The organism is Paenibacillus sp. FSL H3-0310, from assembly GCF_038002785.1.
GTDB lineage: Bacteria > Bacillota > Bacilli > Paenibacillales > Paenibacillaceae > Paenibacillus_AQ > Paenibacillus_AQ odorifer.
Window position 1 is genome coordinate 1,419,468 of record NZ_JBBODC010000001.1, and the last position, 22,721, is coordinate 1,442,188.

22 protein-coding genes are annotated in these 22,721 nt (G+C 46.0%); 19 read left to right on the forward strand and 3 right to left on the reverse strand.

The window, feature by feature from the left end; translation table 11 throughout:
• The 3 genes from MHH63_RS06335 to lipB all read left to right on the forward strand — a co-directional run bounded on the left by MHH63_RS06335 (window position 1) and on the right by lipB (window position 3,278).
• Entirely contained in the window at window positions 1–987 is a 987-nt protein-coding gene (locus MHH63_RS06335) for an alpha-ketoacid dehydrogenase subunit beta (protein ID WP_036676034.1), read from the forward strand.
• Window positions 988–1,132: 145 nt separating this feature from the next.
• The gene (locus MHH63_RS06340) at window positions 1,133–2,503 is read left to right on the forward strand and encodes a dihydrolipoamide acetyltransferase family protein (protein ID WP_076184130.1); all 1,371 of its coding nucleotides are present in this window, start codon (window positions 1,133–1,135) and stop codon (window positions 2,501–2,503) included.
• 55 nt (window positions 2,504–2,558) lie between these two features.
• Window positions 2,559–3,278 carry a lipoyl(octanoyl) transferase LipB gene (lipB, locus tag MHH63_RS06345; RefSeq protein ID WP_341171321.1) on the forward strand — a complete coding sequence of 240 codons (720 nt, stop codon included), beginning with the start codon at window positions 2,559–2,561 and terminating at the stop codon, window positions 3,276–3,278.
• Between the two features lie 70 nt (window positions 3,279–3,348).
• On the opposite strand, the gene prli42 is transcribed toward lipB, so the two are convergent.
• Window positions 3,349–3,450, reverse strand: a complete 102-nt coding sequence (gene prli42, locus MHH63_RS06350; protein ID WP_094872112.1) for a stressosome-associated protein Prli42 — start codon at window positions 3,448–3,450, stop codon at window positions 3,349–3,351.
• A gap of 93 nt (window positions 3,451–3,543) precedes the next feature.
• On the opposite strand from prli42, the gene MHH63_RS06355 reads away from it, so the two are divergent.
• Entirely contained in the window at window positions 3,544–4,671 is a 1,128-nt protein-coding gene (locus MHH63_RS06355; protein WP_341171322.1) for a tripeptidase T, read from the forward strand.
• Window positions 4,672–6,055: 1,384 nt separating this feature from the next.
• On the opposite strand, the gene MHH63_RS06360 is transcribed toward MHH63_RS06355, so the two are convergent.
• Window positions 6,056–6,229, reverse strand: a complete 174-nt coding sequence (locus MHH63_RS06360) for a hypothetical protein (RefSeq protein ID WP_162636775.1) — start codon at window positions 6,227–6,229, stop codon at window positions 6,056–6,058.
• Window positions 6,230–6,306: 77 nt separating this feature from the next.
• Here MHH63_RS06360 and MHH63_RS06365 point away from each other — a divergent pair, with 77 nt between their 5' ends.
• From MHH63_RS06365 to MHH63_RS06405, 9 genes are all read left to right on the forward strand, one after another.
• Complete coding sequence (locus MHH63_RS06365; RefSeq protein ID WP_036676048.1) at window positions 6,307–6,879, forward strand: NUDIX hydrolase; 573 nt, start codon at window positions 6,307–6,309, stop codon at window positions 6,877–6,879.
• A complete protein-coding gene (locus tag MHH63_RS06370) occupies window positions 6,870–8,069 on the forward strand; it encodes an endonuclease Q family protein (protein ID WP_339281219.1) in 1,200 nt (399 codons plus the stop codon). Before MHH63_RS06365 ends, MHH63_RS06370 begins: the two co-directional genes overlap by 10 nt.
• Before the next feature lie 82 nt (window positions 8,070–8,151).
• Complete coding sequence (gene spoIIM, locus MHH63_RS06375) at window positions 8,152–8,802, forward strand: stage II sporulation protein M (protein ID WP_036676050.1); 651 nt, start codon at window positions 8,152–8,154, stop codon at window positions 8,800–8,802.
• Window positions 8,803–8,892: 90 nt separating this feature from the next.
• Window positions 8,893–9,357 (forward strand): ferric iron uptake transcriptional regulator, encoded by a 465-nt coding sequence (gene fur / locus MHH63_RS06380; protein ID WP_036676051.1) that lies wholly within the window; start codon window positions 8,893–8,895, stop codon window positions 9,355–9,357.
• Window positions 9,358–9,520: 163 nt separating this feature from the next.
• Window positions 9,521–9,754, forward strand: coding sequence for a DUF4227 family protein (locus MHH63_RS06385; protein WP_036676052.1), 234 nt, complete (start codon window positions 9,521–9,523; stop codon window positions 9,752–9,754).
• A gap of 159 nt (window positions 9,755–9,913) precedes the next feature.
• Window positions 9,914–10,807, forward strand: a complete 894-nt coding sequence (xerD, locus tag MHH63_RS06390; protein ID WP_076192308.1) for a site-specific tyrosine recombinase XerD — start codon at window positions 9,914–9,916, stop codon at window positions 10,805–10,807.
• Window positions 10,808–11,049: 242 nt separating this feature from the next.
• Window positions 11,050–12,228 carry a phosphopentomutase gene (gene deoB / locus MHH63_RS06395; RefSeq protein WP_076129494.1) on the forward strand — a complete coding sequence of 393 codons (1,179 nt, stop codon included), beginning with the start codon at window positions 11,050–11,052 and terminating at the stop codon, window positions 12,226–12,228.
• Window positions 12,229–12,277: 49 nt separating this feature from the next.
• Entirely contained in the window at window positions 12,278–13,096 is an 819-nt protein-coding gene (locus MHH63_RS06400) for a purine-nucleoside phosphorylase (protein ID WP_036676055.1), read from the forward strand.
• 161 nt (window positions 13,097–13,257) lie between these two features.
• Window positions 13,258–14,589 (forward strand): pyrimidine-nucleoside phosphorylase, encoded by a 1,332-nt coding sequence (locus MHH63_RS06405; protein WP_341171323.1) that lies wholly within the window; start codon window positions 13,258–13,260, stop codon window positions 14,587–14,589.
• Between the two features lie 110 nt (window positions 14,590–14,699).
• On the opposite strand, the gene MHH63_RS06410 is transcribed toward MHH63_RS06405, so the two are convergent.
• On the reverse strand, window positions 14,700–15,713 hold the full coding sequence (locus MHH63_RS06410) for a serine hydrolase domain-containing protein (protein WP_339244276.1): 1,014 nt from the start codon (window positions 15,711–15,713) through the stop codon (window positions 14,700–14,702).
• A gap of 373 nt (window positions 15,714–16,086) precedes the next feature.
• On the opposite strand from MHH63_RS06410, the gene MHH63_RS06415 reads away from it, so the two are divergent.
• The 6 genes from MHH63_RS06415 (at window position 16,087) to MHH63_RS06440 (ending at window position 22,698) form a co-directional block, all read left to right on the forward strand.
• Window positions 16,087–17,223, forward strand: coding sequence for a D-alanyl-D-alanine carboxypeptidase family protein (locus tag MHH63_RS06415; protein WP_235219379.1), 1,137 nt, complete (start codon window positions 16,087–16,089; stop codon window positions 17,221–17,223).
• A gap of 175 nt (window positions 17,224–17,398) precedes the next feature.
• Window positions 17,399–17,752, forward strand: coding sequence for an anti-sigma F factor antagonist (gene spoIIAA / locus MHH63_RS06420; RefSeq protein ID WP_036676057.1), 354 nt, complete (start codon window positions 17,399–17,401; stop codon window positions 17,750–17,752).
• Entirely contained in the window at window positions 17,749–18,204 is a 456-nt protein-coding gene (gene spoIIAB / locus MHH63_RS06425) for an anti-sigma F factor (protein ID WP_339244274.1), read from the forward strand. The genes spoIIAA and spoIIAB overlap by 4 nt, the downstream gene beginning before the upstream one ends.
• Before the next feature lie 11 nt (window positions 18,205–18,215).
• The gene (gene sigF, locus MHH63_RS06430) at window positions 18,216–18,971 is read left to right on the forward strand and encodes an RNA polymerase sporulation sigma factor SigF (protein WP_036676059.1); all 756 of its coding nucleotides are present in this window, start codon (window positions 18,216–18,218) and stop codon (window positions 18,969–18,971) included.
• Window positions 18,972–19,067: 96 nt separating this feature from the next.
• A complete protein-coding gene (locus MHH63_RS06435) occupies window positions 19,068–21,998 on the forward strand; it encodes a sensor histidine kinase (protein ID WP_280753009.1) in 2,931 nt (976 codons plus the stop codon).
• Between the two features lie 37 nt (window positions 21,999–22,035).
• Complete coding sequence (locus MHH63_RS06440; protein ID WP_076219667.1) at window positions 22,036–22,698, forward strand: response regulator transcription factor; 663 nt, start codon at window positions 22,036–22,038, stop codon at window positions 22,696–22,698.
• Window positions 22,699–22,721 lie beyond the last annotated feature (23 nt).

Below are 22,721 nucleotides of genomic sequence, written 5' to 3' on the forward strand. Positions count from 1 at the left end.
ATGGCTATAATGGAATATATCGATGCCATCAGGCTCGCGATGAAGGAAGAAATGGAGCGCGATGATTCCGTGTTCGTGCTTGGTGAGGACGTTGGTCTCAAAGGCGGCGTATTTACCACAACTAAAGGTCTACAGGAACAGTTTGGCGAAGAGCGGGTTATGGATACACCCCTCGCTGAATCAGCGATTGCTGGTGTAGCCATCGGAGCAGCTATGTACGGAATGAAACCAATAGCTGAAATGCAATACTCCGACTTTATGCTTCCGGCGACGAATCAAATTATCAGTGAAGCGGCTAAAATCCGCTATCGTTCAAATAACGATTGGAGTTGCCCGGTTGTCATTCGTGCTCCTATTGGCGGCGGGGTGTTCGGCGGTTTGTATCATTCACAGTGTCCAGAATCGATTTTCTTTGGTACACCTGGATTGAAGATTGTAGCGCCTTACTCCGCTTATGATGCTAAAGGATTGCTGAAGGCAGCTGTACGTGATCCTGATCCGGTGCTTTTCTTTGAGAACAAAAAGTGTTACAAGCTGATCAAGGAAGAAGTACCGGAAGGGGATTACACTGTTCCAATTGGCGAAGCTAATCTGCTGCGTGAGGGAACGGATATTACGGTGATTGGCTACAGTCTCCCGCTGCATTTTGCTATGCAGGCTGCGGAAGAATTGGAACGCGAGGAAGGAATTACAGCACATATTCTTGATCTGCGTACCTTGCAACCGCTGGATCGTGATGCGATTATTGCTGCTGCCCGTCAGACCGGTAAGGTATTGATTGTGCATGAAGATAATAAAACAGGCGGAATTGGCGGCGAAGTGGCGGCCATTATCGCTGAGCATTGTCTGTTCGAGCTGGATGCACCAATCTTTCGTCTTTGTGGTCCCGATGTTCCGGCGATGCCAATCAGCCCGCCAATGGAGAAGTTTTTCATGCTAAGTAAAGAAAAAGTGAAGGCGGAAATGCTCCGGCTGGCACAATATTAATTTGTTGAGTAGATGCGAAGCTTCCTAAAACTCAGGTGATGCTGACGAAGCTTCGTAAAACTTTAAGAATATGCTTACGAAGCAAGTTTTACTATGTAGTCTTTCTAAGAGTCAATGCTTCGTAAAACTTTTAAGGAGTGAAAAGATGTCTGACAACCAAAAGTTGACTGACGTGATCATGCCGCAGCTGGCGGAATCGCTAGTATCGGCGACGATCGGCAAATGGCTGAAGAAACCGGGCGATCCGGTAGAGCAATACGAACCAATATGTGAGCTTATTACAGATAAAGTAAATGCTGAATTACCTTCAACGATAGATGGAGTTATGGGTGAACTATTGGCGGAAGAAGGCCAGGTTGTCAATGTCGGCGAAGTCATTTGTCGTATAGCCGTGCCTGTGACTGCATCTGCTGCTGCAAACGTGACTAACACTAACACAGTTGCAGCTAATTCCTCTAATAATGCTGCAGGACAAAGTGCGACTTCAACTGCTGGCGATATGATGCGTGCACGCTATTCTCCTGCGGTACAGACTTTGGCTGCTGAACATAACATCGATCTGACTTTAGTTGCTGGTACTGGTATGGGTGGTCGGATTACCCGTAAGGATGTGCTGACCTTCCTCGAAAGCGGCGGAGCTAGATCTGCTGCTTCGATTTCTGCTAGCCAGCCTGCCCCAATGGCGTCACAACCGCCTGCTCCACAGTTCGTTCAAGCCCAAGAGAAGAAGGCAGAAGAGCCACTTCGCCATTCGGGTCTACACTTGAGCGAATCTCCTCGTATTCCAACAATTGAAGTTGAGGGTGGCAGAGGCAGCAGTTCTGAATACCTGATTGATGTAACGCCAATCCGGAATACAATTGCTACAAGAATGCGTCAAAGTGTCTCTGAGATTCCGCATGCTTGGACAATGATTGAGGTAGACGTGACTAATCTGGTCGCACTGCGCAATAAACATAAGGATGAGTTCAAGCGTAAAGAAGGTATCAATCTAACCTATCTGGCTTTCATGATGAAGGCTGTTGTGAGTGCGATTAAGGATTACCCGATTATGAACTCTGTCTGGGCTGTAGACAAAATTATTGTCAAACGTGATATCAATATCTCGTTAGCGGTAGGTACAGAAGATTCGGTTATCACTCCTGTGATTAAGAAGGCTGATCAGAAAAATGTCGCTGGGTTGGCTCGTGAGATTGATGAATTGGCACAAAAAACACGCGAAGGCAAACTGAGCCTGGAAGATTTGCAGGGAGGGACTTTCACTGTAAATAATACAGGCTCGTTTGGCTCCATTCTTTCTTATCCAATCATTAACTATCCACAGGCAGCGATTTTAACATTTGAATCGATTGTAAAAAGACCTGTGGTCATTAACGATATGATAGGTGTGCGATCAATGGCTAATATTTGTCTGTCGCTCGATCATCGGATTCTGGACGGAGTCATTTGTGGTCGTTTCTTGCAACGCGTCAAGGATAATATTGAAGGATATACCCCGGATACGAAACTTTACTAAAATAATAACGAGCCAAACTGTGCAGGCATGAGACTGAAAAAGGGGACCTGACGGTATGAATAATTCGGATATTCGTAAGCTGCAGATTTCATATGACCCTATTATGGAGTATGGGACGGCCTGGGAGCTGCAAAAAGAAAGTGTGCATGCCATTGATTCTGGCGAGCAGCCGGAGAGACTTATTCTTTTGCAGCATCCGCCTACCTATACTATTGGTTCACAAAATCATCCTGAACATCTTCTCTTGGATCAAAAGCAGCTCGAAGAAAAAGGAATCGCGCTGTTTGAAATCGATCGCGGAGGAGATATTACATATCACGGACCCGGTCAGCTTGTAGGTTATCCGATCCTTAAGCTCGGAGAAGATGGCAAAGTGGATTTGCATGGGTACTTGCGCAGTCTGGAGGCTGTTATTATTGATTATTTGGCATCCTATGGTATTGCCGGAGATCGTAAACCGGAGTACACCGGAGTATGGGTTGGCGATGAGAAGATCTGTGCTATTGGTGTGAAGTTTAATAAGAGTAAATTTAGAAGAGGTTTTATTACCAGTCATGGTTTTGCTTTTAACATTTCTGAGGGGATTGCGGCGCGCGGGTTTCAAGGGATTATTCCATGCGGGATCACCGATTTTGGGATAACTTCTCTAGAGGAATGTGCAGGTCGTCGATTTGAGCTTCAAGAGGTGGCTAGAGAGCTGGTTCCATACTTCTTGAAACATTTCCCATATGAAGAGCTGATGGATACTTTCTGTGATATGGCAAAGGTTGATTAAGAACAAACGTGCAGGCCAAATAGCGGCAAGGTGTTCCTAGCCGCTATTATTAATGCTCCCTGAGCAATGTTTAACCTGCAAGGAACGGCTCGATAACCATAAATAGCGTAGAGGCAATCATGGCAAACAACATGACGTAGATGAAGATCTTGAACCATTTATTACGTTGCATGGGTAACTCCTTTAGATTTAGTTTAAGTTATTAACATGAAGATGGTAATCCGTACAACCATTGTACCGTATTCACGAAAGAGAGGGAAGTCCAGTGATTTCACAAGACCGATTGATTCAGGAGTTTATGGAACTTGTCCAAGTTGATAGCGAAACAAGAAATGAACGGCAGATTGCCGATGTCCTTAAGAGTAAGTTTAACGAACTGGGTTTAGAAGTGCTCGAAGACGATTCCCAGGAAAGAACCGGACATGGAGCAGGTAATCTATTCATTACCTGGCCAGCTGAGAATGGAGGAGCTGCTCCAAAGCTTCTGTTCACTTGCCATATGGATACGGTTGTTCCCGGACAAAATATCAAGCCTACACTTGGTTCAGATGGATGGATTACAAGTGATGGCACTACGATTCTTGGAGCTGATGATAAAGCAGGACTTGCTGCATTGTTCGAAGCCATTCGTGTGATCCAAGAGCAAAAGCTTCCGCATGGTCAGATTCAATTCGTGATCACAGCGGGTGAAGAATCTGGATTGCTGGGCGCACGTTCGATGGATCCAAGCAACTTGGATGCAGACTTCGGCTTTGCACTTGATTCCAATGGTGAAGTTGGTGCGATTGCGGTCGCAGCACCGACACAGGCTAAAATCACGATGCAAATCTTTGGAAAATCGGCTCATGCTGGCGTGAACCCAGAGGACGGCATCAGCGCAATTCAAGTCGCTAGCAAAGCGATTGCAGCCATGAAGCTGGGTCGTATTGATAACGAAACCACAGCGAATATTGGAAAGTTCGCTGGCGGCGGCCCAACGAATGTAGTGTGCGATCACGTCCAGCTGGATGCAGAAGCACGCAGTATTGTGCAGGAGAAGGTTGGCGATCAAATCGCTTCGATGCGCGAAGCGCTCGAGACAACTGTGCGGGAATACGGCGCAGAATGCGAATTCCGCAGTGAAATCATCTACCCTGCTTTTAGCTTTAATGAACATGATCCGGTAGTGCAGCTTGCACAGCGGGCCATTACTTCTATGGGGCTTACTCCACGTCTGTTCCACTCTGGCGGAGGTAGTGACGCTAACGTGTTCAACGGTCTAGATGTTTCGACTGTTAACCTTGCAGTGGGTTATGAACATATCCATACTACCAAGGAACGGATTAAAGCCGAAGATATCGTTAAAGTGGCTGAACTCGTTGTGAATATTGTAAAAGAGAGCGTAAAGGGCTAACCACCTTATAAAACAGCAGAGCAGCGATTCTACCGTAACGGAGGATTGCTGCTCTGTATTTTTTTTATGGGGAGTTTAGTGCAGCTATATTTAGGGTAATCCCAAAAAAGTCATGCGACCTCTAATGCCGCTTTTGGCGAGTCTCGAAGTAGAAATTTCCGGAATGCCCGGATGCCACCCCTCTCTTGAGGCTAAAAGACCCAGATGACGCTAAAAGCAAAATTATCGCCATTTGAGAAGAGTTTCGGACACCAGCGCAGCTATTCCATAAGAAGAGGAGCATATAGTGTGTTTTTCGTGCCGATAGCTGCAATGGGGTCCGATAGAATCGCAAAAGTAGGGAAAAGGTGTGTTTAAGGGAAGCTGTGTCCGATAGCGCCAAGTCCGCCCCCTCTCTTGAGGCTAAAGGACCCAGATGACGCTAAAAGCAAAATTATCGCCAATTGAGCAGAGTTTCGGACACGAGCGCAGCTATTCCTTAATAAGAGGAGCATATAGTGTGTTTTTCGTGCCGATAGCGTCACTGGGGTCCGATAGCATCGTAAAAGTGGGGAAAAGGTGTGTTTAAGTGCAACTGTGTCCGATAGCGCGAGTCACTTCCGATGTCAGAGAGCGATAATGCTAAGTCCGCCCCTCTCTTGAGGCTAAAGGACCCAGATGACGCTATAAGCAAAATTATCGCCATTTGAGGAGAGTTTCGGACACCAGCGCAGCTATTCCATAAGAAGAGGAGCATATAGTGTGTTTTTTGTACCGATAGCGTCACTGGGGTCCGATAGCATAGCAAAAGTGCGGGAAAGGTGTGTTTAAGGTCAACTGAGTCCGAAAGCGCGAGTCACTTCCGATGTCAGAGAGCGATAATGCTAAGTCCGCCCCCTCTCTTGAGGCTAAAGGACCCAGATGACGCTATAAGCAAAATTATCGCCATTTGAGCAGAGTTTCGGACACCCGTGCAGCTATTCCTTATAAAGAAGAGCATATAGTGTGTTTTTCGTGCCGATAGCGTCACTGGGGTCCGATAGCATAGCAAAAGTGCGGAAAAGGTGTGTTTAAGGTCAACTGAGTCCGATAGCGTACAAAGGTAGGCGCAATAGCAACCTAATCAAACAACTTGTGCTAGATATCAGCATCGTGAGCGATCAACAAGTTGTGTCTGACGCCAGCATGGTGCGCGATCAACAAGTTGTGTCACATGCCAGCATCGTAAGCCCATTAGTTGCTTAATCAATCAACCTGTGTCCAATACCAGCGGCCTAAGGGCAATTCCCCCTAATCGGGGCGACGCAAAAAGACTGGGGTGCCCCAGCAGCCATTTCATGGCTTTTGAGACACCCCCTATAGTTGTGTGAACATGTATGGCTAAGTCCCAAAGGAGAGGATGAATTCATCCTGCCTTGGACGGAAGGATTGCGGATTGATCGTGCAGGGAAAGAATGTATGCCAAGGGCATATCGCGCCCATACTGCTGGATCCATCCAGCCAAGATGGCCTTTATTTCCTCCGGCTTACCTACCATCATAACTGCGGATGAGCTTGTACGGCTGAAGATTTCATTCATCTGAAATTCCTTCTTTCCCTTTAAGTTTGCTATAATACACCGTATGCACAATAGAGAAAAAGGAGACCAGAAACTTTATGGGAGAACAACATTTGCACAGCAAACCCGAGCTTGATGAAGTGACATTGTCTACACAGCCTGTTTTTGATGGGAAGATTATATCTTTGCAGGTGGACACAGTGAGACTGCCTGATGGAAATACTGCGACACGTGAAGTTGTGAAGCATCCCGGCGCTGTAGCGGTGCTTGCTTTAAATAACAATAAAATGCTTGTTGTAGAGCAATACCGTCAGCCCATGCAACGCACTGAGGTGGAAATTCCTGCTGGGAAGCTGGATAAAGGTGAAGATCCATTAGTTGCGGCTGGTCGTGAACTTCAGGAAGAGACTGGATTTCACAGTGGAGATCTGAAATTGCTTAAATCCTTCTATACTTCTCCCGGCTTCGCCGATGAGATTATTCATTTGTATGTGACTACTAACGCTCAACCAGGGGACATGTCACTGGACGAGGATGAATTTCTAGAGGTTTCGGAGCTTACCCTGGAGGAAGCGTATCAATATATGGCTGACGGGCGCATCGCGGATGCAAAAACGATGATGGCAGTGTACGCTTGGCATCTATACACGCTGACAGGCCAATGGAATTAACAACTGAACTGAAGAGTTTCTATTGCGATTTGCATGTTCATATTGGGCGAACGTCGGAAGGTCAGGCTGTCAAAATTAGCGGCAGCCGCGAGCTTACCTTTGCGGGCATTGCCAAAGAAGCTGCAGAGCGCAAGGGACTAGAAATGATCGGTATTATAGATAGTCATTCACCTGGCGTACTGCGGGATATTCAGCGCTCTTTGGAATCTGGAGAGATGACATTAGCTGAAGGTGGAGGCATTGCTTACCGAGGGACTACGATCATTCTGGGAACAGAGATTGAAATCCGCGAGCCAGGGCGAAAAGAGTGCCATGTGCTCGCTTACATGCCGGACGTGGAACGCATGACCGACTTTAGTACGTGGATGAGCCGCTATATGCGGAACGTGAATCTAAGTTCCCAACGCCTGTATGCTCCGGCTAGGGAGCTTCAGGATGAGATTTACGGCCGGGGAGGCATTCTTATCCCTGCACATATTTTCACGCCTCACAAGGGCTTGTACGGCTGTGCTGCCGAGCGTATGGCGGACATCTTTGATCTGGACCGCATAGCTGCGGTTGAACTTGGGCTGAGTGCAGATTCCGAAATGGCTGGATATCTCTCTGAGCTGGATAATTTCACGTTTCTAACCAACTCAGATGCGCATTCACTGGGTAAGTTAGGGCGTGAGTATAATGTGATGGAGCTGGCACGGCCTTCGTTCGCTGAATTGCGGCTTGCACTGGAACGTAAAGATGGGCGGAAGGTAAGTGCTAATTTCGGACTTAATCCGCGGCTTGGCAAATACCACCGGAGCTATTGCGGGGGCTGTGGCAGTATTATTGATGAGGCTTATGTCAACTCGGACCGTTGCCAATATTGCGGCAGTCTTAAGCTGGTTAGAGGTGTCTTCGACCGGATCCTAGATATTACAGACCGCAAGACCCCGTTAGTGCCTGCTGACCGTCCACCCTATCATTATCAGGTTCCGCTTGAATTTATCCCGGGGTTAGGGAAGGCGAAGATGAACGCGTTACTGCAAGCGTTTGGAACTGAGATGAACATTTTACATGGTTGTGGTGAAGCGGAAATTGCCAGCGTTGTAGGTGCGGATCTGGCGTCGATGATCGTCCAGGCCCGCTCTGGAATTTTGGAGCTATCAGCAGGCGGTGGCGGGACGTACGGTAAAGTGGTTCAGCCCAGAAAGTAGAGGCATTACCTGAAGGACAAGTCATATCGCGGGACGTTTTCTCATATGGTGTAACATGTAACCGGAAAGGGGAACGTCCCATATGCGTAATTTACGGCTGATGATGAAGGAACAGACGCCTCTGTATATTTTTGTCGGCGTATTATTTCTGGTAGGTGTTGTATTTGGAGCTCTTATCGTTAGTGCGCTTACGATGGATCAGCAGCAGGAGCTGGGGGATTATCTGGGGAATTTCTTTGTTACGGTTGATCAGCAAGGTCTGCCAGCCGCACCTGATTCGTACTGGAGTATAGCGGCCTTGAATCTGAAATGGATCGGACTGATCTGGATTCTTGGGTTGTCGGTCATTGGGCTGCCGGGAATTTTGATTCTTGATTTTTTAAAAGGGGTACTGATTGGTTTTACGGTTGGCTGTCTGGTCAGTCAATATTCTTGGCATGGGATGTTGTTCGCGTTAGTCTCTGTGGCTCCACATAATCTGGTGCTGATCCCTGTGCTGCTGGTTAGCAGTGCAGCTGCGATAGCTTTTTCCTTGCAGATGATCCGCAGCCGGGTGATGGGACAGCGCCGGACGCCAGTGACTCGTCCTTTTACCATGTACACTATATTGTCATTTGTGATGGCGCTTTTGATCCTGGGTATTTCATGTTTTGAGACCTGGGTTACACCAACCATGATGCGTTGGGTCACGCCTTCACTTGTACAAGCGGTGACGACCTTGACTGTGCAGTAAAAGCGTTTGACTTCTGAAAGCGACACCCCCTATAATGGAAGAAGTGGTTTGAAGACCGGTGCGGTAATTATCCAAGGGGGAGGGAGACAGGTGGAAGCACGGATAGACAAGATTAAGCAACAGTTACAATCCCAAGGATACAAGCTTACACCCCAACGGGAAGCGACCTTAAGAGTGCTGCTGGAGAATGAGGAAGATCATCTTAGCGCGGAAGACGTATTTATGCTCGTGAAGGAGAAAGCTCCCGAGATCGGTCTTGCGACTGTGTATCGTACCCTCGAACTTCTCAGTGAGCTTCATGTCGTAGAAAAGATCAATTTCGGCGACGGTGTAGCCCGGTATGATTTGCGAACAGATACTGCGAAGCATCATCATCATCACTTAATTTGTGTGCAATGCGGCAGTATGGATGAGATTCGCGAGGATTGGCTCGGTCCGCTGGAAGAGCGACTGGAGAAAGAGTTTAATTTCACAGTGCTTGATCATAGACTTGATTTCCATGGGATTTGCTACCGCTGTACTGATAAGAACAATACAGACGGAAATCCATCCTAAAGTTATCTTATATTAAGAATTAACTTCACAAGTCCTCCCCGGTTCCTATACCGGAGGGGGCTTTTTAAATGATTAGTCTATTAGAGCCATACATATCAGCCTTTTTTGGAGCATAAAATGAAGGACGAGCAGAATTCATTTATATGTAATAGGAGGCGTCCTTATGATTGTTTCTGTGCCCAAAACAGTGCGTAAGCTGTATTTTATGATCATGTTTGTGGCTCTAAGCTATTTACTCTACTATGCTATGAGCTGGCTAGGGGAATGGCTCAGTCCGATAGAGAACTATGGAATTCCTGAAGGCACCGCTGTTCGGGCATTTGATCACGCCGAGGTTGGTGATGATGGTCTGGATGCTCGGCAGCGCTTGCGTTTCTATTACTGGTTCGGAGAATGAAAGCTCCGCAGGAAGCAGGAACAAGCGAGAAGAATGTCGAAGAAAGCTAGGGTGGATTTATGCAGAGTAAGCGTTGTGTACACATCTGCTAAAGCCTCATGCTGAATGTGCTGCAGGAAGACACTAAGAGTAGCTGCGCCAGGACAGGAGCGTGAAATAATGAAGTCACACTTGCAGCCTTTTTTACATTATTTGTCCGGAGATAAAGGCTTGTCCCCGAATACACTGGAATCTTACGGTAGGGATGTATCGCAGTTTCTAGAGTTTGCTGAAGAGCGGGGGGTTGAGCAGCCTGAAGAAATCCGAAGATCTCATGTGATGTTATATCTTGGCTCCTTACGCGGAGCGGGAAGAGCCACTGCAACGCTCAACAGAAACGCGGTGTCCCTGCGGGCCTTTTTTCATTATTTGCTGAAGGAACGTTTAATTGAGCAGGATCCAACACTGGACATGGAAACCATGAAGCCCGATAAGAAGCCACCTATGGTGCTTGCGGTTTCGGAGGTTGAGCGGCTGCTAGCTGCTCCAGATGTGAGTACAGCACAAGGGATGCGCGATAAGGCTATGCTGGAATTGCTCTACGCAACGGGGATAAAGGTTTCTGAATTAATTTCTCTTAACGTAGACGATGTGCATACAGACATGAAGTTTGCGCGTTGTACAGGGACTTCGGGCAAGGAACGAGTGGTTCCCATTGGAACCATTGCTGCAGAGAGTGTAGCAGCTTACACTTCTCTTATGCGGGACAAGCTGCTTCGTGATCATCAGGAGGAGCCGGCTATATTCCTGAATAGCCTAGGTGGGCGTTTAACCCGCCAGGGGTTCTGGAAAATCATAAAAAAATACGCTCGGGAAGCAAACATTGAGCAGGATATTACACCGCATACGCTTAGGCATTCCTTTGCCGCCCATTTACTGGAAGGTGGAGCGGATTTGCGTTCCGTACAACAAATGCTGGGTCATGCTGATATTTCGACGACTCAGATTTATAACGGTATCGCGCGTAAGAATATGAAGGAAGTATATGAGAGCCATCATCCCAGAGCTCGCTGATCATGCTTCAAAGATGCTTTTTGTGAGTAAGATAGTTATGATGGAATCATACTTATAGGATAGACTGGGGAATGGGTAATTTTCCACAGGTTATCCTTTGGCAGAAACGGATACCTGACAGGCGATACATTGTATCGCTAGCTACGGAAGCGTCTGACTTCCGGGAGAAGGTACAGCCGTTTCTTCTTGTTGGTGCAAACGAATGAACGAACGATCTATATTAAAAAAGGAGTGAAGACAATATGTCCTCATTTAAACGAATTGGTTTTATTGTTTTGGATAGTGTAGGTATCGGAGAAGCTCCAGATGCTGCGAATTTTGGTGATGCAGGGTCACATACGCTTGGCCATATTTTGAACCGTGTTCCCGGATTAAAACTGCCTAACCTTCAGCAGTTAGGATTAGCTAATATTGCTCCGCTGCCGCCGCTTGAACCTGTAGCTTCACCAACTGGATATTATGGCAAGATGCAGGAAGTATCTGTAGGTAAGGATACGATGACCGGGCACTGGGAGCTGATGGGGCTGAAAATTGAGGTTCCATTTAATACGTATCCGGATGGATTTCCGGCAGAATTGATTGAGAAATTCGAAGCAGCAACTGGCCGGAAAGTGATCGGTAATAAACCGGCTTCCGGTACGGAAATTTTAGTTGAATATGGCGAAGAGCAGATGAAGACCGGAGCTTGGATTGTGTACACCTCTGCGGACAGTGTATTCCAGCTTGCGGCACATGAAGATATCATTCCACTGGAAGAGCTATACAGCGCGTGTAAAATCGCCCGTGAGCTAACTATGGCTCCTGAATTCTCCGTAGGGCGCGTTATTGCTCGTCCATATGTTGGCGAACCAGGAAAGTTCGTACGGACCTCGAATCGCCATGATTATGCCGTGAAACCACCGGAACCAACGGTAATGAATTCGCTGGCTGATATCGGAAAAGATGTTATCGCGGTAGGAAAGATCAACGATATTTTCACAGGTGAAGGGGTTACAGCTTCTTACCCTACGAAGAGCAATGAACATGGTATCGAAGTTACCATTGAGCAGCTTCGCCAACCGTTCAACGGGTTGCTGTTCACGAATCTGGTGGATTTTGACTCTTTATATGGACACCGTCGCGATCCGGAAGGATACGGTCATGCACTGGAAGTATTCGATCAGGCGTTGCCTGAAATTCTATCCACGCTTGGTGAAGATGACCTGTTGATTATTTCAGCAGATCATGGGAATGATCCAATCCATAGTGGAACAGATCATACTCGTGAATATGTGCCGCTGCTTATTTACAGCCCACGCCTTAAGCATCCAGATAGCTTGGGTATTCGTGAGACCTTCTCGGATGTTGCTGCAACCATTGCTGATAATTTCGGTGCGAAGGCGCCGCAGTATGGGACAAGCTTTTTAGCGAAACTGCAATAAAAGAATGTGGGTTGCGCCACAACATTCATTAAGGAGGATCATCCATAGCATGTTAACTCAAAAAGAAATTCAAGAAGCAGCCATTTATATAAAAGACAAATGTCCGGTGGCTCCGGAAATTGGATTGATCCTTGGTTCAGGACTCGGTGTGCTGGCAGACCTGATCACCGATGGAATCAGCATTCCATATGATGAGATTCCTCACTTCCCTGTGTCCACTGTAGAAGGGCATGAGGGAGAACTGCTGATCGGTATGATTGAAGGACGCCGTGTCGTGATGATGAAGGGCCGCTTTCATATGTATGAGGGTTATGGACCGGAGGTTACGGCATTCCCTGTTCGGGTTATGAAAGAACTTGGTATAGCCAGCCTATTAGTAACTAATGCTGCTGGTGGAGTGAACACAGATTTCACGCCGGGCGATCTTATGCTCCTTACGGATCATCTGAATATGACGGGACGGAACCCGTTAATAGGACCTAATGATCCTGCACTGGGCGTGCGCTTCCCGGATATGTCAACCGCTTATAGCCGCCGCCTGATCAAGGTAGCGAAGGAAACGGCAGCGCAGCAGAATTTCGAATTCAAAGAAGGTGTATATGCAGGTCTGCTGGGACCTTGCTACGAAACACCTGCTGAAATCGTAATGCTTCGTCATCTGGGGGCTGACGCTGTGGGCATGTCTACTGTGTCGGAAACCATTGTTGCCCGGCATGCAGGTATCGAGGTATTGGGTATCTCCTGTATTACTAACATGGCTGCGGGAATCCTGGATCAACCGCTCAACCATGAAGAGGTTATGGAAACTGCAGATCGTGTGCGTGAGCGTTTCCTGAAGCTGGTGTTGGGCTTTATTCCGAAAATGTAATTTCGGATACTGCATTTTGAATTTTTGGGAGGTCCAATCTATGACACAAGTGAATGAGCTTGAGCCATTGACGTTTGAACAGATAATGAAGGTAACTAATTTGACTAGACCAAAATTTATCGGACTTGCTCGCGCAATTGTCCGTGAAGTGCAGGTGTAATATGAGAGCTGTAGATATTATTCAGAAAAAAAGAGATGGTGGAGAGCTGAGTCGTGAGGAAATTTCCTTTTTAATTCAGGGCTACAGTAAAGGTCAAGTGCCTGATTATCAGCTCTCTGCATGGGCAATGGCTGTTTATTTCCAAGGCATGAACGCGCGGGAAACCGGCGATCTAACGATGGAAATGGCGATGTCCGGCGATCAAGTAGATCTTAGCCCAATTGCAGGCATTAAGGTTGATAAACACTCCACAGGCGGAGTGGGCGATAAAACAACTGTAGTACTGGCACCCTTGGTAGCTTCTGCTGGAGTACCGGTAGCGAAGATGTCCGGCCGCGGACTTGGGCACACTGGAGGCACGCTCGATAAGCTGGAGTCCATCAGTGGTTTCTCTATCGAGATGGCTCGTGAGCGTTTCTTTGACCAAGTAGGGGAGATCGGGGCTGCCGTGATCGGCCAGTCGGGTAACATTACACCCGCAGACAAAAAGCTGTACGCCCTTCGGGATGTAACTGCAACAGTTGAATCCATCCCCCTTATTGCAAGCTCTGTGATGAGCAAAAAGATTGCAGCAGGTGCGGATGCGATCGTGTTGGATGTCAAAACAGGCAGCGGTGCTTTTATGAAGACGCTGGATGATTCTATAGCACTCGCTCAGGCGATGGTTGACATTGGAACGCATCTGGGTCGCAATACCGTTGCGATTATCAGTGATATGGACCAGCCGCTTGGTTACGGGATCGGAAATGCGTTGGAAATTAAGGAAGGAATCGAGACCTTGAAGGGTCACGGTCCGAAGGATCTGCAGGAGGTCTGTCTTATTCTGGGCAGCCAGATGCTTGTTCTTGGCGGCAAAGCCAAGGATGAAGCGGAGGCACGTTCGATTCTTATGACGCATATTGAAGATGGCAGTGCGCTAGAGAAGTTCAAACAAATCGTGAAGGCACAAGGTGGAGATGTATCGCAAATTGATTCTCCGGAGAAGCTCCCTACGGCTAAGCGATTCATTGAAGTGAAAGCAAAAACCAAAGGGTTCATAGAAGGGATTCAGGCCGAGGAAATTGGCGTTGCGGCTATGCTGCTTGGAGCTGGACGTGAAACTAAGGAATCCGTAATCGATCTGGCTGTGGGGATTCAACTTTCTAAAAAGGTTGGAGATGCTGTAGAGATCGGCGAGACGCTTGCAGTCTTGCATATCAATGATGCCAGTGAGAAGAAAGTAGAGGAAGCTGAAGGTAAGGTGTTAGAAGCCTACCGTATCACTTCTGAACCTGTTCCTGCCCAACCTTTGGTATTTGCACTTGTTACTAAAGATGGGGTAACACGGTACTAGCCTAGGCAATATAAATATTGTCATGGCTATGGCCTTAAACAAACAACAAAGCAGCGATCCTCCCATAACGGGAAGGTCGCTTCTTTGCGTTTTGCTCAATGGTGCAATATTTATAACTGATTATTAATCTTATTGAATATCAGCGAAGCCCCGCTGCTTGTATTACATAATACGACCACAGTCTCGCCACTAGCTGGATAGATAGCCGACCGGAAGGAAACACCGGGATCATAGCCCATAATGTGAAATTTGAACACTTTTTCTTCGCGGAGGGTAATCCATACACCATAACCATAATAGCCTTCGCCATCCACATGTACATGGGGAGTAAGCAATAATGAAGTGAGTACTGGACTCAATAATGTATGGTTGATTAACCCGCTCCAGAATAGCTGCATGTCGGGGGCAGTGACGAAAGCTCCACCGTCAGCGCCTCCTTTTACCGGGATTGAGTAGATGTTGGTTCTCCAGTTTCCGTTCTCTTCCTCTATGTATCCTAGTGCACAGTTGGCAGGTAAGGCATCTAACGTAAAGTAACCGGATTGCTCCATTCCGCAAGGCTTAAAGATGTGCTGCTCTACATACTCGGAAAAAGTCATTCCACTCAATTCCTCCACCAGAAGGCCTAGCACGATATAGCCGGCATTGTTGTAGTGAAAACGTTCGCCAGGAGTCCACATCATGGGAAGGGTTCGGAACATCGGCACAAAATTCTCAAGCTGTCGCAAGGTGTACATAGGCCGTGCCTTCCACAGATCCTCGAAATCATCCATAATTGTTTCATCAAAATAATCCGGAATACCAGAGCTATGCGTTAGCAGCTGATGTATGGTGATGTCGGGACTAAAGAGAGGAAAATCTACTTTTTTAAGATAATCTATTAGTCTACTTTCAAAAGAAATCAATCCCTGATCAACCAGCTGGCAGACAGCGATCGCGGTAAATATTTTACACCCGGAAGCAATGCCGAACCGAGTATGAATATTGTTTTCGCGCTTATCCGACTTATTGGCATAACCGTAACAACTGCTGATGACTTTTTTATCAGGTTGTTGTACCCGCACTACACCAGAGAAATTGTTCTGTTTAGCTTCTGCTTCAATACAATCTGCAAGGTGGTTCATCTGTATATTCACTCCTCTATAAGCAGTTAAGTTCTTAAATACCATTCGTTAAAATATTACATTTTCCTTTAAAGGGGGGTTAAATGAGTACGGAAAAATTGGAAATACTTAAAATTTGAATTAACTTTTGATCTCCCCTATAATAAAAATGCTCTGCAACTGCTGCTGGGCTTTTTTTATTGACAACATCATTACTTCTTGCGATAAATTATTATAGTTATTTACTTGGAAATGGAATAATTTCCACCCTTTCTGACGAAACTGGAACACAGTACCTGTGATATGAAGGTTAACGTTCAGGAGGGGAACCATTGTGAGAAAAATGCGTTTTGCTGTGCTTGTGCTCTGTATCGTTGTGTCGGTTCTAGGACCGATGTCAGGTGCTTATGCTGAGGAAAAAAGCAAGGATTCTGGCAGTAATGCTGCCGCTGTAGATCTTGCGCCTGGTGCGCGTTCAGCGATTTTGATGGATGCAGGCACCGGCACTATTATTTATGAAAAGAACAGCCATGATAAGCTGCCTCCCGCAAGTATTACGAAGATTATGACGATGCTGCTTACGGTGGAAGCACTGGATGAAGGAAGACTGCAACTGACGGATAAGGTGCGCACGAGTGAATATGCCGCATCGATGGGCGGATCGCAAATTTTCCTGGAGCCTGGTGAAGAAATGTCGGTGGATGAGATGCTCAAAGGCATCGCTATGGCCTCCGGTAATGATGCATCTGTGGCAATGGCAGAGAAAATAGCGGGTTCGGAGAGCGCTTTTGTCGATCTGATGAATAAAAGAGCGGAAGAGCTGGGTCTGAAAGATACCCACTTTGCCAATTGCAACGGTCTTCCAGCTGCTAATCACTATTCCTCAGCCTACGATATTGCGGTAATTAGCCGGGAGCTTTTAAAGCATGATAGAATTATCAAATATACCGGTTCCTATCAGGATTATCTGCGTAAGGATTCCACCAAACCATTCTGGTTGGTAAACACGAACAAGCTTGTACGTTTCTATACAGGCGCTGATGGACTGAAAACAGGATATACCGCTGAAGCAAAATTCTGCTTATCCGCTACGGCTGCAAGAGACGGTCTGCGTGCTGTTGCTGTTGTGCTGGGTGAGCCGAACACGAAGACACGGAACAGTGAAGTGTCGGGCATGTTTGACTATCTCTTTTCGCAATATAAGATCCACACTATTCACAAAGAAGGGGACGCTATCGGTACCCTTAAGATTGAGAAGGGTGTGAAGTCCGAGCTTCCGATTACGGCGAAAGAGACGTATAGTGTTCTTTTGAAAAAAGGTGTGACGCAAGAAGGCATTCGTCACGAACTAGTACTTCCAGAAAGCGTGAAGGCACCAGTGGCTGAAGGCCAGTCCATAGGCAAGCTGGTTGTCTACCAAGGAACCCAAGTGATTAAAGAGTATGAACTTAAAGCAGGGGAAGCTGTGGCAAAAGCAGGCTGGTGGAAGCTCTTTAAACGTACAACAGGCTCGATGTTCGGCATGGATTAAAAAGAGCTTTTTTGTAGATTGCGCCCATGTGCTTTGTAGATTCATAGGGGTTTTCTTCTAGTTTTGTCGTGAGGCAGGATTCCTGATTTGCCACGTAGAAACCTTGTCCTTGAAGAGAATGGGTACTGTCTCTTAAGGCCAAGTTTTCAAAGCAACGAAGAGGAGAGTGGCAAGCATGAATTCTAATGTGGAAATGGAGCATCACAGGGGTGTGCTGATTGTCCGTTTATCTGGGGAACTCGATCATCATGCCGCCGATTTTGTAAGAATGGATATGGATGAAGCGATTATGCGGGGTCAGGTATCGCATTTGATCCTTAGTCTTAAGCATCTGCAGTTTATGGACAGTTCGGGTCTCGGCGTAATTCTGGGAAGGTATAAACTGATCCATAGTAAAGGCGGCAAAATGGTGGTGTGTGATGCAACGGCACCTGTGAAGCGACTTCTGGAAATGTCAGGCCTGTTCAAGATCATGCCCCTATATGACGACGAGAGCACTGCACTCTCGGATTTGGAGGTTGCGTTATGACAAATGGTAAGGCTGGTAACTTCATGAACGTGCAGTTCGCTGCACTCTCGGAGAACGAATCATTCGCGCGTGTAGTTGTAGCGGCGTTCGTTTCTAGGCTTGATCCTACAATGGAAGAGCTGAATGATCTGAAGACAGTCGTGTCGGAGGCGGTCACCAATTGTATTATTCATGGGTATGATAGTGATCCGGAAGGTATTGTGACTATTTCAGCTTCGCTGGACAACGAAACGGTACATTTAACCATTGAGGATCAGGGACGGGGCATTGAGGATTTGGAGCTGGCACAACAGCCGCTATATACCTCAAAGCCAGAGCTGGAGCGGTCGGGCATGGGCTTTACCATTATGGAGAATTTCATGGATGAATTTGAAGTCACTAGTGAACCGGGACACGGCACTTCGATCTCAATGAAGAAAACCATCGTTTCGAAAAAAGCTTTATACAATTAGGGGTTGGAGCCATGGATGCAGAGTCAAAAAAAGCTCCGCCGACCTATTTGGACGATGCGGAGGTCAAACGTCTTATCGCGCTCAGTCAGGCCGGAGATAATCTTGCCCGAGACACACTAGTTAGCTGCAATATCCGGTTGGTCTGGTCGGTAGTGCAGCGGTTTATGAACCGCGGGTATGAACCTGACGATTTGTTCCAGATCGGTTGCATCGGGCTCTTGAAGTCCGTTGATAAGTTCGACCTCAGCTATGAGGTCAAATTCTCCACTTATGCCGTGCCGATGATCATTGGCGAGATTCAGCGTTTCCTTCGCGACGATGGAACCTTGAAAGTTAGCCGTTCTCTTAAGGAGATGGCTAATAAGGTCCGCAAGATGAAGGATGAAATGTCTAAGACGCTGGACCGTCTGCCTACCATCGGTGAAGTTGCTGAGGCACTGGGGGTTACCCCTGAAGAAGTGGTATTTGCTCAGGAAGCTAACAAGCCACCGACCTCGATTCATGAGACGGTGTTCGAGAATGATGGCGATCCGATCACACTGATTGATCAAATCGCTGACGAATCACAGGAACGCTGGTTTGATAAGCTGGCACTGAATGAGGCTATCGGAGGTCTCAGCGAGCGTGAACGGCTGATTGTTTATCTTCGGTATTACCGTGACCAAACGCAGTCAGAGGTTGCCAGTCGCCTTGGGATTTCTCAAGTGCAGGTATCCCGGCTGGAGAAGAAAATATTGCAGAATATCCGCGAGCAGATTGCTCAGTAGATAATGGCTAAAATGTAAAGACGCTTGCGAAATAGCGAATAGGAAGAAAAAGCCGCCCCGAAAAGGGGGGGCTTTTTATGTGGAGGGAATCTCAATATGCATTCACTTGGCGACAAGGATATGACCTCATGGTCTATTGACATGGAAGCGAATTTGCTGACAATGTCGAATGTTTTGGAGAAATGGGTGGACTGTTCAGATCATGCTTTAACGCATAACCCCAATTTTTTACGTGAATATGTGTACGGTGAGGATCTTGAACGCTTTGATGCGTATATAGATAAATTATACTCTGGTCACCTATGTAATCTTGAGTATCGTATGCAGTTACCTGCAAAAGCGCTGAAGTGGGTTCAAAGTATAGGCACGCCCGTTTTTAATCAAGAGCATAAGGTTTGTCGAATAGATGGCGTCATCATAGATATCACGGAACAAAAAAATGCTCAAGCGCAGTTAGAGAGTAGCTTTTCTCTGTATCAGCAGATGTTTGCTGCGATCGATGTGGCGATTTGGTCTTACGATTACGTATCACGGAAAATGTTATTCATATCGGATGCCATTTTCAATATCACGGGATATTCACCAGAACAGGCGAAGGAAGATGACTTTTGGCTAAGAATTGCTCCTAAAGAAGAGCGGCCTTTAATTCAAGAGATTATAACTACAGTGGGGCAAGGAATAAGCAATCTCAGTGAATATCGGATCATCCATGCCAGCGGTGAATTCCGATGGGTCCAAGTCAGGATCATTCCCAGTATGGATGAGACAGGGGCAGTGGTACGGCTCAATGGGATCTTAATCGATCATACGGAAAAAAAGCAGATGCAAGAGGTTCTATTAAAAAGTGAGCAGCGCTACAAATCCCTGTTTGACCATAATCCAGATATCGTGTGTGAATTGGATCTGCAGGGCAGCATTGTGGCTATCAATCCAGCGGCAGAGCAAATTACTGGAGAAGCTTTTAATAGATTCGGAGAGAACTTATCCATTGTGAATTTATTTGGCGCAGAGAATTCGCATATGATGTCTGATTATTTTGATAAAACGGTTGGCGGAGTTCTGCAGCATTATACGGTTACTTCTGTCCGCGAGAATGGATTAGTTAACCATTGGTCGATGAAAAACATCCCTGTACATGAAAACAATCAAATTGTGGGTACCTTTGTTATCGCAAGAGATACCACTGCATCTGTGGAGGTAGAAAAGCGGCTGGCTCAGCGGGAGGCGGAGTACAGGCTTATTACAGAGAATATGGAGGATATGATTGGGGTTCTGGATCAGCAAGGGAACTTCATTATTGCTTCGTCCTCTTGTGAGAAAATTATTGGTCTTCCTGTAGGTTCAATAAAGAACACAACTATTTTGGAGTATATTCATCCTGATGAACAAGAAGTGTTGCGGGAACAGATCTTGGATATTTTTCGGACAAAAGTATGTAAGATGTTTTACAATCGGTTTATTCACATCAAAGGTCACATTATAGACCTGGAATGCTTGGGTACACCTGTTCTTGGTGAGGATGGAGAAGTAGTTAGTATTGTGATCGTAGCGAGAGACATTACAAAAAGGGTCCAGATGGAGAGTGAACTTAGAGAAAGCGAGGAACTCAATCGGCTGCTTATTGATATGTCACCTGAAGCGGTAGTACTCCATAGTGAATATAAATTCCTTTATGTGAATTTTTCCTGTTTAGGATTGTTTGGAGTTTGTAGTGAGGATCAATTGATTGGCACCTCTATTTTTAATTGGGCCCACCCGGACTATATAACGCTGGCTAGAGATCGGATGCGTGAAATCTATTATGGACCCAATCGGATATTAGCTCCTGTTGAACAAAAGGTCGTGCGGTCAGATGGATCTATTATCGATGTAGAAGTAACAGCTAGCTCAATTCTATACAAGGGTAAGGTTGCATGTATCTCTATCTTTAGGGATATCAGTGATCGGAAAAAAATTGAGGTGGAAAGACAGCTTACAGAGCAGATCATTCGGAACAGCGAGGAAAGGTATTTCAACTTACAGATGAGTCTTGATCAATTCTCGCAAGATTTGTTTGGTGCGATGAAGATCAGTCACATGGAACAACGATTACTGAAAGAAGTTAGAGAGGTCTTGCGGGTTACCAATATTTGTATGGTTGAAGTTGAAGATAACCATGATAAAATATGCGAGATTATTGAGACCGAGCGGGGCTATTCACTGAAGATCGGAGAGTTCCGAAGAAAAAGCTATATTCTATCCATTAATGAGAAGTCTATTTTATTAGAAATAAGTTCTGTTCGAGTGTGGCTGAAGACGATTACCCGTTATGTTAGTGTGTTATTTGATAATTTTTTGCTCATAGAAGATCTAACTAAGGACCTTGAGTTAGCGGCTTCCGAGCAAGCTCCGACATGGTTGCTGCGCTTTATGTTTAATTTATCCGAGAATGAACGCAAACGGCTGGCTCAAGATTTACATGATTCAGCACTTCAAGAACAGATCATCTGGTATCGTAAGCTTGATAATTTTTTAAGTGATAAATCCGTTACGGGGGAACTAAAGGAACAGCTAGAACAGATCACAGAAGGTTTACTCGATGTTATCTATGAACTGCGGATGATCTGCAATGAGCTTAGGCCACCAGCATTAATCAATGAGGGGCTTGCTTCCTCACTTGAGACGTTGTTTGAATTTGCTCAGCTGCGGAACGACTATCAGATTTATTTTGAGTCAACAGCTTTCAAGCATAAGTTAAAAGACGAGATTCTAATAGGTCTGTACCGTATTGTGCAGGAACTTTTGGCTAACGCAGCTAAACATTCTTGTGCCACAGAAGTACGTATCTCCTTAGCTAGCGAAGGGCAACAGGTGCTTTTGGATTATGAAGATAACGGAATTGGAATGAGCCTTTTAGGAGAGGATTCTCTTAAGAGCATGGGGATTTATGGGATGAAAGAAAGGGTTCGCAGTATGGATGGGACCATACGATTTCTTTCGCCAGAGAATAAGGGATTAGCTGTCTTTATATCCATACCTGCAGATTAATCATGGGGCATAATAAGGGGATAGGGGTGTATTAGGCATGATTCGAATTTTGTTAGTGGACGACCATCCCTCTGTCATGGAAGGGACTAAGATGATACTGGAACAAGAGGGAGATATGGAGGTTACCCTAGCCAATTCAGCCCATGAGGCGCTTAACATGGTGGGTAGCCATACGTTTGACGTGATGCTGTTTGATCTTCATATCGCTGATGGGAATGGGATTGATTTGGCGAAGGAAGTCTTAAAAATAAACGCAGACGCGATTATCTTAATCTATACCGGATACGAAATTACAAACAAATTCAACTTGATGATCGAATCGGGTTTGTTTGGATTTATTTCAAAAACGACCAATAGAGAGCAGTTGGTTGCAGCAGTGCGTTGTGCTTTAAGGGGAGATGTCATTTTGCCTCATACCCTAGTTAAACAGTTAAGAAAAGTATCACCTAAAGGAATGGAGATTAATATTGACCAAGCAAACCCGAAGATAAGCAAAAAAGAGCATGAAATGCTGACAGAGATTGCAAAAGGAAAAAGCAACAAGGAAATAGCAGAGATTGTACTTATGAGTCAACGATCGCTGGAATACAGTTTAACGAGTCTGTTCCAAAAACTAAATGTGAAATCAAGAATTGAAGCGGCAATAAAAGCTAAACGACTGGGCATATTGAAGGAGTCCGATTTCAACAATTCACTATGAAAATTCGTAACAAACAAATAGAT

Excerpts from the sequence above, each read along its gene's own strand:
- MHH63_RS06335 (WP_036676034.1), top strand. The coding sequence starts at position 1 with ATGGCTATAATGGAATATATCGATGCCATCAGGCTCGCGATGAAGGAA.
- MHH63_RS06340 (WP_076184130.1), top strand. The coding sequence starts at position 1,133 with ATGTCTGACAACCAAAAGTTGACTGACGTGATCATGCCGCAGCTGGCG.
- lipB (WP_341171321.1), top strand. The coding sequence starts at position 2,559 with ATGAATAATTCGGATATTCGTAAGCTGCAGATTTCATATGACCCTATT.
- prli42 (WP_094872112.1), bottom strand. The coding sequence starts at position 3,450 with ATGCAACGTAATAAATGGTTCAAGATCTTCATCTACGTCATGTTGTTT.
- MHH63_RS06360 (WP_162636775.1), bottom strand. The coding sequence starts at position 6,229 with ATGAATGAAATCTTCAGCCGTACAAGCTCATCCGCAGTTATGATGGTA.
- MHH63_RS06365 (WP_036676048.1), top strand. The coding sequence starts at position 6,307 with ATGGGAGAACAACATTTGCACAGCAAACCCGAGCTTGATGAAGTGACA.
- MHH63_RS06370 (WP_339281219.1), top strand. The coding sequence starts at position 6,870 with ATGGAATTAACAACTGAACTGAAGAGTTTCTATTGCGATTTGCATGTT.
- spoIIM (WP_036676050.1), top strand. The coding sequence starts at position 8,152 with ATGCGTAATTTACGGCTGATGATGAAGGAACAGACGCCTCTGTATATT.
- MHH63_RS06385 (WP_036676052.1), top strand. The coding sequence starts at position 9,521 with ATGATTGTTTCTGTGCCCAAAACAGTGCGTAAGCTGTATTTTATGATC.
- xerD (WP_076192308.1), top strand. The coding sequence starts at position 9,914 with ATGAAGTCACACTTGCAGCCTTTTTTACATTATTTGTCCGGAGATAAA.
- deoB (WP_076129494.1), top strand. The coding sequence starts at position 11,050 with ATGTCCTCATTTAAACGAATTGGTTTTATTGTTTTGGATAGTGTAGGT.
- MHH63_RS06400 (WP_036676055.1), top strand. The coding sequence starts at position 12,278 with ATGTTAACTCAAAAAGAAATTCAAGAAGCAGCCATTTATATAAAAGAC.
- MHH63_RS06405 (WP_341171323.1), top strand. The coding sequence starts at position 13,258 with ATGAGAGCTGTAGATATTATTCAGAAAAAAAGAGATGGTGGAGAGCTG.
- MHH63_RS06410 (WP_339244276.1), bottom strand. The coding sequence starts at position 15,713 with ATGAACCACCTTGCAGATTGTATTGAAGCAGAAGCTAAACAGAACAAT.
- MHH63_RS06415 (WP_235219379.1), top strand. The coding sequence starts at position 16,087 with ATGTCAGGTGCTTATGCTGAGGAAAAAAGCAAGGATTCTGGCAGTAAT.
- spoIIAA (WP_036676057.1), top strand. The coding sequence starts at position 17,399 with ATGAATTCTAATGTGGAAATGGAGCATCACAGGGGTGTGCTGATTGTC.
- spoIIAB (WP_339244274.1), top strand. The coding sequence starts at position 17,749 with ATGACAAATGGTAAGGCTGGTAACTTCATGAACGTGCAGTTCGCTGCA.
- sigF (WP_036676059.1), top strand. The coding sequence starts at position 18,216 with ATGGATGCAGAGTCAAAAAAAGCTCCGCCGACCTATTTGGACGATGCG.
- MHH63_RS06435 (WP_280753009.1), top strand. The coding sequence starts at position 19,068 with ATGCATTCACTTGGCGACAAGGATATGACCTCATGGTCTATTGACATG.
- MHH63_RS06440 (WP_076219667.1), top strand. The coding sequence starts at position 22,036 with ATGATTCGAATTTTGTTAGTGGACGACCATCCCTCTGTCATGGAAGGG.